Source organism: Lutibacter sp. (assembly GCF_040883305.1).
Classification (GTDB): domain Bacteria; phylum Bacteroidota; class Bacteroidia; order Flavobacteriales; family Flavobacteriaceae; genus Lutibacter.
In genome coordinates this window covers 1-11,943 of sequence record NZ_JBFLKT010000293.1, presented here as the reverse complement: position 1 = coordinate 11,943, position 11,943 = coordinate 1, and the positions used below count along the sequence as shown (strand labels likewise).

At 29.3% G+C, this 11,943-nt stretch carries 16 protein-coding genes and 1 pseudogene; 7 read left to right on the top strand and 10 right to left on the bottom strand.

What is annotated here, in order from left to right; genetic code table 11:
- The 8 genes and pseudogenes from AB1Z17_RS09425 to AB1Z17_RS09390 form a co-directional block, all read right to left on the bottom strand.
- A pseudogene (locus AB1Z17_RS09425) lies at nt 1-247 on the bottom strand (M23 family peptidase); the annotation flags it as partial.
- A gap of 55 nt (nt 248-302) precedes the next feature.
- Complete coding sequence (locus tag AB1Z17_RS09420) at nt 303-1,109, bottom strand: DUF3108 domain-containing protein (RefSeq protein WP_368051553.1); 807 nt, start codon at nt 1,107-1,109, stop codon at nt 303-305.
- Nucleotides 1,110-1,254: 145 nt separating this feature from the next.
- Nucleotides 1,255-1,503, bottom strand: coding sequence for a NifU family protein (locus tag AB1Z17_RS09415; RefSeq protein WP_368051552.1), 249 nt, complete (start codon nt 1,501-1,503; stop codon nt 1,255-1,257).
- 8 nt (nt 1,504-1,511) lie between these two features.
- Nucleotides 1,512-2,639 carry a P-loop NTPase gene (locus tag AB1Z17_RS09410; RefSeq protein ID WP_368051551.1) on the bottom strand — a complete coding sequence of 376 codons (1,128 nt, stop codon included), beginning with the start codon at nt 2,637-2,639 and terminating at the stop codon, nt 1,512-1,514.
- A gap of 106 nt (nt 2,640-2,745) precedes the next feature.
- Nucleotides 2,746-3,087: an MGMT family protein gene (locus tag AB1Z17_RS09405; RefSeq protein ID WP_368051550.1), complete on the bottom strand. Its 342-nt coding sequence runs from the start codon at nt 3,085-3,087 to the stop codon at nt 2,746-2,748.
- Nucleotides 3,084-3,698: a LysE family transporter gene (locus AB1Z17_RS09400; RefSeq protein ID WP_368051549.1), complete on the bottom strand. Its 615-nt coding sequence runs from the start codon at nt 3,696-3,698 to the stop codon at nt 3,084-3,086. The genes AB1Z17_RS09405 and AB1Z17_RS09400 overlap by 4 nt, the downstream gene beginning before the upstream one ends.
- Before the next feature lie 4 nt (nt 3,699-3,702).
- On the bottom strand, nt 3,703-4,374 hold the full coding sequence (gene trmB, locus AB1Z17_RS09395) for a tRNA (guanosine(46)-N7)-methyltransferase TrmB (RefSeq protein ID WP_368051548.1): 672 nt from the start codon (nt 4,372-4,374) through the stop codon (nt 3,703-3,705).
- 50 nt (nt 4,375-4,424) lie between these two features.
- Nucleotides 4,425-4,622: a uracil phosphoribosyltransferase gene (locus AB1Z17_RS09390; protein WP_368051547.1), complete on the bottom strand. Its 198-nt coding sequence runs from the start codon at nt 4,620-4,622 to the stop codon at nt 4,425-4,427.
- A 40-nt stretch (nt 4,623-4,662) separates the two neighbouring features.
- Between AB1Z17_RS09390 and AB1Z17_RS09385 the strand changes: the two genes are divergently transcribed.
- Entirely contained in the window at nt 4,663-5,586 is a 924-nt protein-coding gene (locus AB1Z17_RS09385) for a DUF6427 family protein (protein WP_368051546.1), read from the top strand.
- Here AB1Z17_RS09385 and upp read toward each other — a convergent pair.
- Entirely contained in the window at nt 5,581-6,231 is a 651-nt protein-coding gene (upp, locus tag AB1Z17_RS09380) for a uracil phosphoribosyltransferase (protein ID WP_368051545.1), read from the bottom strand. The genes AB1Z17_RS09385 and upp overlap by 6 nt on opposite strands.
- A 126-nt stretch (nt 6,232-6,357) precedes the next feature.
- On the opposite strand from upp, the gene lysM reads away from it, so the two are divergent.
- Entirely contained in the window at nt 6,358-6,831 is a 474-nt protein-coding gene (gene lysM / locus AB1Z17_RS09375; RefSeq protein ID WP_368051544.1) for a peptidoglycan-binding protein LysM, read from the top strand.
- Between the two features lie 241 nt (nt 6,832-7,072).
- Here lysM and AB1Z17_RS09370 read toward each other — a convergent pair whose 3' ends face one another.
- Nucleotides 7,073-8,110, bottom strand: a complete 1,038-nt coding sequence (locus tag AB1Z17_RS09370) for a glycosyltransferase family 9 protein (protein ID WP_368051543.1) — start codon at nt 8,108-8,110, stop codon at nt 7,073-7,075.
- A 131-nt stretch (nt 8,111-8,241) separates the two neighbouring features.
- Between AB1Z17_RS09370 and AB1Z17_RS09365 the strand changes: the two genes are divergently transcribed.
- From AB1Z17_RS09365 to AB1Z17_RS09345, 5 genes are all read left to right on the top strand, one after another.
- Complete coding sequence (locus tag AB1Z17_RS09365; RefSeq protein WP_368051542.1) at nt 8,242-9,099, top strand: YicC/YloC family endoribonuclease; 858 nt, start codon at nt 8,242-8,244, stop codon at nt 9,097-9,099.
- A gap of 4 nt (nt 9,100-9,103) precedes the next feature.
- A complete protein-coding gene (gene gmk / locus AB1Z17_RS09360) occupies nt 9,104-9,676 on the top strand; it encodes a guanylate kinase (RefSeq protein ID WP_368051541.1) in 573 nt (190 codons plus the stop codon).
- Nucleotides 9,677-9,680: 4 nt separating this feature from the next.
- The gene (gene nadD / locus AB1Z17_RS09355; RefSeq protein WP_368051540.1) at nt 9,681-10,262 is read left to right on the top strand and encodes a nicotinate (nicotinamide) nucleotide adenylyltransferase; all 582 of its coding nucleotides are present in this window, start codon (nt 9,681-9,683) and stop codon (nt 10,260-10,262) included.
- Nucleotides 10,263-10,347: 85 nt separating this feature from the next.
- Nucleotides 10,348-11,217, top strand: coding sequence for a M23 family metallopeptidase (locus tag AB1Z17_RS09350; protein ID WP_368051539.1), 870 nt, complete (start codon nt 10,348-10,350; stop codon nt 11,215-11,217).
- 2 nt (nt 11,218-11,219) lie between these two features.
- Nucleotides 11,220-11,943: GH3 auxin-responsive promoter family protein (locus AB1Z17_RS09345; protein WP_368051538.1), on the top strand; the 724-nt coding region annotated here is incomplete at its 3' end.

The window sequence follows — 11,943 nt, the reverse complement described above, 5'->3', positions numbered from 1 at the left end:
AGGTATCTTTAATTTTATTTACAATTTCTAAAACTTTAGGATATGCGATATGGTGTCTGTCTAAAATTTCACTAAAATTTTCTCCAGATTTAATGGTGTCGTTTATTACTTTGTAGTTGTTTAATTTAAAACCAAATTCCTCTAAAATTGCTGGTTTTGTAGTTTCAGGAACTAAATTAGCTTGTGGTTTATCTTTTTTACAAGAAAATAAAAAAGCCAATATTAAAAGTGTAATTATATTTTTCAATATTTATGTGTTTGTGTATTTATTCAGTTAAAAAAATAAAACGCAAAAGTACAATTTAATTGTCAAAAATAATGTTAAAAGGATGCGCTAATCCTTTAAAAGCATCTAAATCTGCTCTAAGGGATCCAACTGCAAGTGAGGCTTTAATTCTTAATGGAATTTTATTATCATCGTTACTTATCCAAACGGTAACACTTTCTTGTTCTTTAAACACTCTCCCAGCTTGAACCATTGGTCTAAAAGCTAAGGAACTAACTTTTCCGAATTTAGTTTTTATAACTTCTTCACCTAAAAAAAGTAATTTAAAGTTGTGAATTTCTTGATCGAAGAACATAGGCAATTCAATTTCGTCTCCCACTTTTAATGTATTTAGCTTTTGGCTTCTTAAAAAGTAAAGAGATGAAAGTATATCCTGAATTTCGTCATTAATTGGGTGCTTTGTTTCTGTATTAGATTTATTGTTTTTTACAGTAGCCTGTTTAGTATCGTAATCAAAAGTAATTTCTTTGTCTTTTGTATAACCACCTTCGTCAATTTTTCTAATAAATCTATATGGTTTTAAATTATCCTTATATATAAAAGTCTGATAATCATCTTTTACTTTAAAAAACAAACTTACAATACCTGTTGATTTACCTGTTCCAATAATATGAAATGCATCTTTGTTTAAGTTTTTGGTTTCTTTAACTTCCATAGTAGAAAAACCAGCATTAAAAAAGTTACTATAACTCATTCTAAACTTTAGCCATTCTCCTCCTTTAAAAGCTAATTTTTTTTGCGGATTTATGGTTTCAAGTTTTACAGATTGACCAAATGTAAATGCAGATATAAAAAGGAATAGAATAAAAAATTGTTTTTTCATTGATAAGTTGCTAATTATTTGCTTATTAAGAAGCAATTTCTGTTCCAAAAATAATAAAAGCCAAACGTTTTATAGTTAAGCTTTTATTAAAATTGTTAGTTCTGGAAGTTTATTAATTAAAAATAAGTGTATTTACTTATTTATGTTAAAATTTAATTCCGTTAATTTCTATCACTCTTTTTATTTGAGGAGCGTGTTTTATTATGGTAGCTTCAACACCATTTTTCAGAGTCATTTGATTTACAGAACAACCTAAACAAGCACCTTCTAATTGCACGCTTACAGTATCTTCGGTAATCTCTACTAAAGAAATATTTCCACCATCAGCTTCTAAATAAGGTCTTATTTCTTGCAACGCACTTTCTACGTTTGCTTTTAGTTCTTCTAAATCCATCTTCATAATTATTTTGTACTACAACCGCTCATAGTTGTAATTCTTACAATATCTGTAGGAGGTAAATCTTTATTTCTTTTTACCAGTTGAGATAAAGTGTTTTTAGTTATTGTGCTAAATGCATTTTCCAAAGGTGTATTGTCTTGTAAGGCAACTGGATGACCAACATCACCTGCTTCTCTAATACTTTGCACTAACGGTACTTCACCTAAAAATGCAGTTTCAATATCTTCCGCTAGGTTTTTTGCTCCATCTTTTCCAAAAATATAGTATTTATTATCTGGCAATTCTGCTGGTGTAAAGTAACTCATGTTCTCAACAATTCCTAAAACAGGAACGTTAATAGTTTCTTGCTTAAACATTGCAACTCCTTTTTTAGCATCGGCTAAAGCAATATTTTGAGGTGTACTTACAATAACTGCACCCGTTACTGGAATAGCTTGTACTATTGACAAGTGAATATCTCCAGTTCCAGGAGGTAAATCGATTAAAAGAAAATCTAATTCGCCCCAATGTGCATCAAAAATCATTTGATTTAATGCTTTTGAAGCCATTGCTCCACGCCAAATTACAGCTTGATTTGCATCTGTAAAAAACCCTAATGAAAGTATTTTTACACCATAGCTTTCAACTGGCTGCATTTTTGAGCGACCGTCAATTTCAACAGATAAAGGTCTTGCATTTGCAACATCAAACATTAAATGTATTGAAGGTCCGTAAACATCAGCATCTAAAATACCAACTTTAAAGCCCATTTTTTGTAGTGAAATCGCCATATTTGAAGTAATAGTAGATTTTCCTACACCACCTTTTCCAGATGCAATTGCAATAATATTTTGAATTCCAGGAACTTTTGGTTTTTCTGGCTTAAGAGGTGCTACTGTAGGAGCAACTGCTGTAACATTTACTTTTACATCGGCTTTTTGATCCACGCTTTCGTGAATAGCTTTCATTATTTCAACTTCAACTTTCTTTTTTGCTTGTAAAGTAGGGTTACTAATAGTTACATCTACTATAATTTCTTTCTCAAAAGTAACAATATTTTTTACTGCTCCGCTTTCTACTAAACTTTTGCCTTCACCAGGAGCGGTAATGGTTTCAAGTGCTTTTGTTATATCTTTTTTGCTATATGTCATATTCTTTATGTAAAATGATTCTAAACAACAAATATACAGAGTTCAAACGAATATAAAAAGCTAAGATTTAAAAAGTACTGCAGCGCTTGTTACAAAAAAAAATAGGTTATAAATTATTTGGTAATTCTATAAATGGATCCCAAAAAATGCCATCAAAATTTTGAATTTGATTTTCAACAACTTGGATTCCTTCACTTTCTAATAATTGTTGCATTAGGTTGGTGCCATCAAAATGATGTTTTCCTGTTAATAATCCTTTTCTATTTACAACTCTGTGTGCAGGAATTTCTTGATTATTGTGTGATGCATTCATTGCCCAACCAACCATTCTGGCAGAGCGTGCTGCCCCTAAATATTTGGCAATTGCACCGTAACTGGTAACTCTTCCAAAAGGAATTTTTTTTGCAACCCCATAGACTTTTTCGAAAAAATTTTCTGAATTTTTCAATTTAGTAGTTTAATAATTGTTACAAGCGCAATTATTCCAGTAATACCACCTAAAATAAAATTAATATTTCTGGATAGTAATCCCATTTCCTTTTGAATTAAACTAGCTAAATTGTTGTAAATACTTAATAAAGCAAAAGTTCCAATTCCCGAACCTAACACAAAAATTAAAATATTTGTTTGGGTAAAATCCATCCATCCATTAGTTTTTAAAGTACTTCCAACACTGCAATAATAAGGAATTGCCAAAAGGTTTAAAGTTGATAATAACAAGCCCAGTGTAAAGCTGTTTTTTATTTTCGCTTTTTTTATTTTTTGTGTTTTCTTCTCTTTAATTCCTTTGTAAAAAAAGTACACAGAGAGTAAAGAAAATAATATGACAGCTATTACCTGAAAAGATGTTCCAATGAATGATTTATTATGAATATAGTTTGTGAAAATTAATGAAATATACGTTTGGATAAAGATGATGATTGTTACACCAAAGGCAAAATGATAACTTTTTCGTTTCCCCTTTTCTAAACTAATTTTTAAGGATGTTAAATTTAACAAACCAGGTGGAGTAGCCGCTACAAAAGAGGTTAAAAAACCTAAAATAAATTGTAGCGCCATAATACTAATAGTTTAGTCTAAATTTAATATAAGTTATTGGTTTTCCTTTCTCTAAATACTGACTTTCGTAAAAAGTTTGTGTTGTGGTAACTTCTTTTGGTGAATGAGCGTTTTTATAAATATCGTGATGTGCATATAAAACTTCGTGACCAGCACCATGTAATAATCCTAACGTATAACCATGCATAAATTCACTATCTGTTTTTAAATTTACAATACCTTCAGGTATTAAAACTTGATGGTATTTTTTTAAAAATTCAGCATTTGTTAATCTATGTTTTGTGCGTGTGTATTTTATTTGAGGATCTGGGAAGGTGATCCAGATTTCGGTTACTTCATTTTCAGCAAATAACAAATCAATTAATTCAATTTGTGTTCTAATAAAAGCAACATTGGTTAAATTTTCTTCTAAAGCCGTTTTAGCACCGCGCCAAAAACGCGCACCTTTTAAATCTATTCCAATATAATTTATCTTGGGATTTTTACGTGCCAAAGCAATTGTATATTCACCTTTTCCACAGCCTAGTTCTAATACAATTGGATTATTGTTGTTAAAAAAAGCTTGCCATTTTCCTTTTTTAGAAAAGCCTTCGAGTACTTCTTCTCGTGTTGGTTGAATTACATTAGAAAATGAATCGTTTTCACGAAATCTTTTTAGTTTGTTTTTACTTCCCACAGTTAGTAGCGCGTTTTAAAAGGAAAATTTAAATAAAATAGGAGTCGAAACTATTCGTTTCCAGCTTTTTTGTATTTTCTTATTTCACCTATCCAATAAAAGAATGCAATAAAAGTAATAATAATAAAAATCCAACTTACAGTGTTTTGCAACCACCAATTATCCATGGCTCTAATCTCATGGTAAGGTGCAAATAAAACATTTGTAAAAAAATCACCTATCGCTTTAAAAATATTGTTTGCAATCATTTCTTAATTATATTTACAGGCAAAAGTATGAAATATAGTAATGATAGCAAATTTTTTTAATAAAACTAAACCTGTAATAATTGTTAACTTATTATTACTATTTACAATTTTTTATGTAGCAGCTACATTTTTATTTAAAACAATTGATTTTTCTATAGCTTCTTTAGGTTTGAATTTAGCTGTTTTTGTTGGCTTTTTTTTTATGTTATTGCTTATTAATTTTATTTTAAGAAAGAATAATTTAACAGAGGATAATTCATATGCTTTGTATATAATTATTGTTTTATTAGGTAGTTTTTATGAAACAATATTTACAATAAACTTGTTTATTTCTAATCTGCTTTTACTTTTTGCTTTTAGAAAAATATATAGTTTAAAATCTGGAATTAACACAGAAAGCAAACTATTTGATGCAGGTTTCTGGATAGGGATTTCTACCATTTTATATACTTGGAGTATCTTATTTTTAGTGCTGGTATATATTGGCTTATTTATTTACAACAAAATAACTTTGAGAAATTTGGCAATTCCTGTAGTTGGTATTTTATTTCCGTTAATTGGGTTTTTTACATATCATTTTTACTTTGATAGCACCGAACTACTTTACAACAGACTAATTTTTAATTATAATGTTGATTTTTCTAATTACAATCAATTAAAATATTTATTACCGCTATCTTTATTAATAACAATTTTATTATGGAGTATTGTTTTTTTGATACCAAAAATAGTACAGGTAAGTACTACTTTTAAATCTACTTTACAACTAATTATAGGTCACTTTATAATTGCAGTAATTATTGTAGTATTATCACCACAAAAAAATGGTTCGGAACTATTTTTTTTGGTGCTTCCGTCTGGTATAATAATAGCTAATTTTTTACAAAAAACTTCGTCCAACACTTTTAAAAATCTAGTTTTATACCTATTTTTTATAGTTGCTGTAGTTGTGTATTTTTTATAATTTTACTCCATAAGCTAAATCGCCCGCATCTCCCAAGCCAGGAACAATATAACCGTGGTCATTTAATTTTTCATCAACAGTTCCAATCCATAATTTAGTGTTTTCTGGAAAGTAATCTTTAATGTACTCAATACCTTCAGTTGAACCTATAACACAAGCTAAATGGATTTCTTTTGGTATTCCATGTTTTTTTAAACCTTCATAAACAGCAGTAATGGATCGTCCTGTAGCTAACATAGGATCAGCTAAAATTAATGTTTTATTGTCTAAATTGGGTGAAGCAAAATATTCTACTTTAATTTCAAATTCAGTTTCGCTAATATGTTTTCGATATGCTGAAATAAATCCATTTTCGGCATCATCAAAATAATTTAGAAGACCTTCATGTAATGGTAAACCAGCTCTTAAAATGGAGCATAAAACAATATCATTTTTAGGAGTTGCAACAATTTTTGTTCCTAATGGCGTGGTTACTGCATTGTTTTCAAAAACCAATGATTTACTAAGTTCATAACTAATAATTTCACCAATTCTGCCAATATTTCGTCTAAAACGCATTGAATCTTTTTGAACTGTGACATCTCTTATTTCAGAAATAAACTTATTTAATATTGATTTCTTAGCATCTAAAATATTGACAATCATATATGAAGTATTTATTGCAAAAATAAAACTTTAAAACGAGATTTTAAACTAAAGATTTGGTTTAATTTTTGTATATTACATATTGAATTTTTAAAAACTAATTATTAATTAAAAAAAGAAAAAGACATGGGATTATTTTCATTTATTAAAAATGCCGGAGCCAAAGTTTTTGGGATTGGAAAAACTACTACTGAGGAAGCGGCAGATGTAGCAGCATTAGCTAAGCAAAAAGCAGCTAAACTTTCAAATGCAGTTGAAACTTTAGGGTTTAAAGTACAAGACTTAAATGTTGAAGTTAATGGCGATAACGCTACCGTTTGGGGACAAGCAGATTCTCAAGCAACACGTGAAAAAGTAATATTGGTATTGGGTAATACTGAAGGTATTGCAACAGTTGATGATAGAATGACTGTAGAAATTCCTGAACCAGAAGCGCAATTTCATACAGTTGTTAAAGGAGATTATTTAAGTAAAATTGCTAAAAAATATTATGGAGATGCAATGAAATATCCTATTATTTTTGAAGCAAATAAACCAATGCTTACAGATCCAGATAAAATTTATCCAGGTCAAGTTTTAAGAATACCAGCTTTAGACTAAGATTTAAAGAGTAATTTTTAAAGAGGCTGTTTAGGTAGTAAAAAAACCATCATTCTGTGCTTCGACTCCGCTCAGCAACCGGTCATTGTGCCAAGTCGAAATGCAAAATCTCATCGTACTGATAACCAATCATTATGAGAACCTGAAATCGAAGATGCACGTATTCCATATTATAAAATAAAAAATGGATGAGTAATCAAGTTCAGGATGATGTTAAATTTTACTTTTTAAACAGTCTTTTTTATGTAATAGATTTCAATATTTTATCAACTACACTTTCTGGAGAAATCGTTCTCATAACATCTTCATAACCTTCGCACACTTTGTTACCATAAATTGAACAAGGAATGTTTGGATATTTATTTAAATCTGGTAAAATAGCATTTTCAAAAGGTTGATTAAAAGGGGCAAAGCCTGTAAACGGATGTGTAATTCCCCAGATAGTTAACGTATTTACACCTAACATTGCTGCAAAATGTGCATTTCCAGAATCCATACTTAGCATACAATCTAAATTTGAAATTAAATTTAATTCTTGAGCTAATTTTATTTTTCCTGCCATATTAATTGTGGTTGCATATTTATTCGCAATTGCATCTAAAATTTCAACTTCTTTTTTTCCACCACCAAACAAAAATATTTTTATAGCTTTATTTTCAGACAATTCAGCAATTACTTTTTCCATTAAATCTATTGGATACATTTTAGAATTGTACTGAGCAAAAGGTGCAATTCCTACCCATTTTTTAGATTTAACACCCGTAATTTTTAATAATTCTTCTGGCAATTCACTTCTTTCAGGAAATGTTGGATTCGCAATATCTAAACTAAAACCTAATTTTCTAAAAACATCGACATAACGTTCGTGTGTAGTTTTCAATTGTTTAAAAACTTTATTTTTGGTTTGTGTTAATGCACGTTTTTCACTTCTTCCTTTATTTATAAAAGCTACATTTTTATAGGATATTTTAAAAAAAGTTCTTAATATTTTAGACCTTAAAACATTGTGTAAATCTGCAACAGCATCAACTTTTAACAATTCTAATTCTTTATACAATTTATAAATTCCAAAAAAACCTTTGTGTTTATTGGTGACATCAGCCGCAAAAAATGCTACATTTTTAATATCAGCAAACAATGGTTTTAAAAATGGTTTTGAAAGTACTGTTATTTTAACATTGGGATGTTGTTCAACAAAGGCTCTTATTACTGGAACTGTCATTGCAACATCTCCCATTGCAGAAAGTCTGATAACTAATAAATGTTTGTGTTTGCTCAAAATAAAACTGATAATATTAATAAATTCATCAAAAGTACATAATAGTTTTAGTACAAAAAACTCGCTTCAATAGTATAATTAATTAGTACATAGTTTAAATTGTTTAAATTTGCCAAAATATCTGAAAATAGATGATACAATCAATGACTGGTTACGGCAAGACCGTATTACAACTTCCAACCAAAAAAATTACGATTGAATTAAAATCGTTAAACAGTAAAAATATAGATTTAAACGTTCGTATTCCTGCTTATTATAGAGAGAAAGAACTATATATTCGTAAAAAATTAGCCTCAGCATTGGTTAGAGGGAAAGTTGATTTTTCTGTTTTTATTGAAAATAATGGCGTAGAACTTTCATCAAAAATAAATGAAAATGTAGTGAAAGAATACATGAATCAATTAAGAACAATTGTTGATTCTAACGAAGTTGAATTGCTTAAAATGGCGGTAAAATTACCAGATTCTTTAAAAACCGAACGCGAAGAACTAGATGAAAAAGAATGGGCTCAAATAAATGCAGCGCTAGAAAATACAATTGATGAAATAACTACCTATAGAATTGATGAAGGAAAAGTATTATTGGAGGATTTTGTATTAAGAATTTCTATTATTGAAGACCTCTTAGAAAAAGTAATTGAAGTAGATCCACAACGCATTGAGCAAGTTAAAGAAAAACTAAGAAAAGCCATTGCAGAACTAGAAACCAACATAGATCAAAATAGGTTTGAACAAGAACTTATCTATTATATCGAAAAATTAGATATTACCGAAGAAAAAGTACGCTTAAAAAACCATTTAGATTATTTTAAGAAAGCATTAAAATCTGACGATTCTAATGGTAAAAAACTAGGCTTTATAACGCAAGAGATTGGTAGAGAGATAAATACAATTGGCTCTAAATCTAACTTTGCACCTATGCAAAAATTAGTTGTTCAAATGAAAGATGAACTTGAAAAAATTAAAGAACAAAATTTAAACGTATTATAAAACCATGCAAAAAGAAGGGAAACTTATTGTTTTTTCGGCACCTTCAGGCTCTGGTAAAACAACAATTGTACATCATTTATTAAAGCAACCTGAGTTAAATTTAGATTTTTCAATTTCTGCAACTTCTCGCGCACCTAGAGGAACAGAAATAGACGGAAAAGATTACTATTTTATTTCTGCTGAAAAATTTAAAAAACATATAAAGAAAGACCATTTTATTGAATGGGAAGAAGTGTACACCGATAATTATTATGGAACTTTAAAAAAAGAAATACAACGCATTTGGAAATTAGGCAAACACGTAATTTTTGATATTGATGTAGTTGGAGGTTTAAATATAAAAAAACAATTTCCAACACAAACATTGGCTGTTTTTGTACAACCACCTTCAATTAAAGAAATGGAACGCAGGTTAAGAAATAGAAAAACCGATTCTGAAGAAAAAATTAAAGAACGCGTAGCAAAAGCAGAAAAAGAACTCAACTATGCTAAAGAATTTGATGTAATTTTAGTAAATGATAATTTAGAAGAAGCCAAAAAGGAAGCTTATAAATTAATTGAAAAATTTATAAAATAAATACATGAAAATAGGACTGTTTTTTGGTACATTTAATCCAATTCATATTGGGCATTTAATACTTGCAAATTATATGGCGGAGTTTTCGGATTTAGGTGAAGTTTGGTTTGTAATTACGCCAATGAGTCCGTTTAAGCAAAAAAGCTCTTTATTAGATAATATTCATAGACTGGCCATTGCAAATGTAGCTGTTGAAGACTATCCAAAATTAAAAACTTCAGATATTGAGTTTAAACTTCCACAACCAAATTATACTGTAAATACATTAATTCACATTGAAGAAAAATATCCAGAACATCAATTTTGTTTAATTATGGGAGAGGATAATTTAAAGGGGTTTCATAAGTGGAAAAATTATGAAACAATTCTTAAAAATTACCAGTTGTATGTATATCCGAGAATTTCGGATGGAACAGTAGAGAGTGAACTCTTAAAACATCCAAATGTACACAGCGTAAAAGCTCCAATTGTTCAAATTTCTTCAACATTTATTAGAAAAAGCATTAAAGATAAAAAAGATATTAGACCCATGTTACCTGCAAATGTTTGGAATTATATTGATGAAATGAACTTCTATAAAAATTAATTTTGGCTTAGATTTAACACTCAAATCTGCACACACTAAAATTAATTAAACAAATTTTCGTTGTATATTTGCTTCAATTCAAACTATGACAAAAAAACCTAAAAATAAAGGGAAATTTAGACAGAAATTAATAAACAAATACCGTTTGGTTGTTTTAAATGAAGAAACTTTTGAAGAAAAGTTGTCCTTTAAACTAACCCGGTTAAATGTATTTATTTTTGGAGGGCTATTCTCAATTTTACTTATTGTTGGAACTATATTTTTAATTGCTTTTACCCAATTAAGAGAATACATTCCGGGCTATTCTTCAACTGAATTAAAAAGAAATGCAACCGAATTAATTTATAAAGCAGATTCTTTACAACAAGTACTCGAAGTTAATAATTTATACATTCAAAGAGTTAGAGATTTACTAACTGGAGAAATATCCGAAGTTCAATTCGATAAAGATTCTGTACTGCAAACAATACAATTTGATAAGGATTCTATAAGTTTAGGACCTTCAGAAGCAGATTTAGAATTTAGATTAGATGTCGAAAGAGCGGATAGATATAGTATTTTTAATGAAGCAACAAAAAGTGCAGATATTGTGTTTTTCGCACCAGTTGTAGGTACCTTAACCGATGGTTACAATCCAAAAACCAAACATTTTGCAGTTGATATTGCTGTTGAAATGGGAACTCCTGTTAAATCTGTTGCCGATGGAACTGTAATTTTTGCTGCTTGGACTTCAGAAACCGGGCATGTTGTTATTGTGAAACATTCTGGAGGTTTTATTTCAGTTTATAAACATAATACAGCAATACATAAAGAACAAGGAGATTTAGTAAAGTCTGGTGAAGTAATTGCGTCTGCTGGAAATACTGGGGAATTTAGTACTGGTCCACATTTACATTTCGAACTTTGGAATGAAGGATATCCAGTAAATCCTGTTAATTATATTGATTTTGAATAACTATGAGTATTAAATCCATTTTAGCAAAACCATTAGCAAAACGTATTGCATCCAAATTTTATAAAGAAAGTAATAACGCAGTAAAAGTTCAGCAAAAAGTTTTTCATAAATTAATTACGCAAGCAAAACATACTGCTTTTGGAAAAGACCATAATTTTGAAAATATTAAAACCTATCAAAATTTTAAAGAGGAAGTTCCAATTAGAGATTACGAAGATTTAAAGCCGTATATAGAAAGAGTTGTAGCTGGAGAACCAGACGTTTTATGGAAAGGCAAACCCTTGTATTTTGCCAAAACTTCTGGCACAACATCTGGCACAAAATACATTCCTTTAACAAAAGAATCTATGCCAATGCATATAAATGCGGCTAAAAATTCGCTTTTATTGTACATAAACGAAACTAAAAAAACCGATTTCTTAAATGGTAAAATGATCTTTATACAAGGAAGTCCAGAGTTAAAAGAGCAAAATGGAATTAATATTGGAAGATTGTCTGGTATAACAGCGCATTACATCCCTTCTTATTTAACAAAAAACAGGTTGCCAAGCTGGAAAACCAATTGTATTGAAGATTGGGAAAAAAAGATAGAAGCTATTATTGATGAAACCATAAATGAGGATATGACACTTATTGGAGGAATTCCGCCGTGGGTGCAAATGTATTTTGAAAGAATTGTAGCACGTACAGGTAAAAAAGTAGGCGAAGTTTTTCCAAACTTTAATT

Bases quoted from the DNA above. Each gene is read 5' to 3' on its own strand.
- AB1Z17_RS09415 (WP_368051552.1), bottom strand. From the start codon at position 1,503: ATGGATTTAGAAGAACTAAAAGCAAACGTAGAAAGTGCGTTGCAAGAA.
- AB1Z17_RS09410 (WP_368051551.1), bottom strand. From the start codon at position 2,639: ATGACATATAGCAAAAAAGATATAACAAAAGCACTTGAAACCATTACC.
- lysM (WP_368051544.1), top strand. From the start codon at position 6,358: ATGGGATTATTTTCATTTATTAAAAATGCCGGAGCCAAAGTTTTTGGG.
- AB1Z17_RS09390 (WP_368051547.1), bottom strand. From the start codon at position 4,622: ATGATTGCAAACAATATTTTTAAAGCGATAGGTGATTTTTTTACAAAT.
- AB1Z17_RS09385 (WP_368051546.1), top strand. From the start codon at position 4,663: ATGATAGCAAATTTTTTTAATAAAACTAAACCTGTAATAATTGTTAAC.
- AB1Z17_RS09350 (WP_368051539.1), top strand. From the start codon at position 10,348: ATGACAAAAAAACCTAAAAATAAAGGGAAATTTAGACAGAAATTAATA.
- AB1Z17_RS09400 (WP_368051549.1), bottom strand. From the start codon at position 3,698: ATGGCGCTACAATTTATTTTAGGTTTTTTAACCTCTTTTGTAGCGGCT.
- AB1Z17_RS09420 (WP_368051553.1), bottom strand. From the start codon at position 1,109: ATGAAAAAACAATTTTTTATTCTATTCCTTTTTATATCTGCATTTACA.
- upp (WP_368051545.1), bottom strand. From the start codon at position 6,231: ATGATTGTCAATATTTTAGATGCTAAGAAATCAATATTAAATAAGTTT.
- gmk (WP_368051541.1), top strand. From the start codon at position 9,104: ATGCAAAAAGAAGGGAAACTTATTGTTTTTTCGGCACCTTCAGGCTCT.
- nadD (WP_368051540.1), top strand. From the start codon at position 9,681: ATGAAAATAGGACTGTTTTTTGGTACATTTAATCCAATTCATATTGGG.
- AB1Z17_RS09365 (WP_368051542.1), top strand. From the start codon at position 8,242: ATGATACAATCAATGACTGGTTACGGCAAGACCGTATTACAACTTCCA.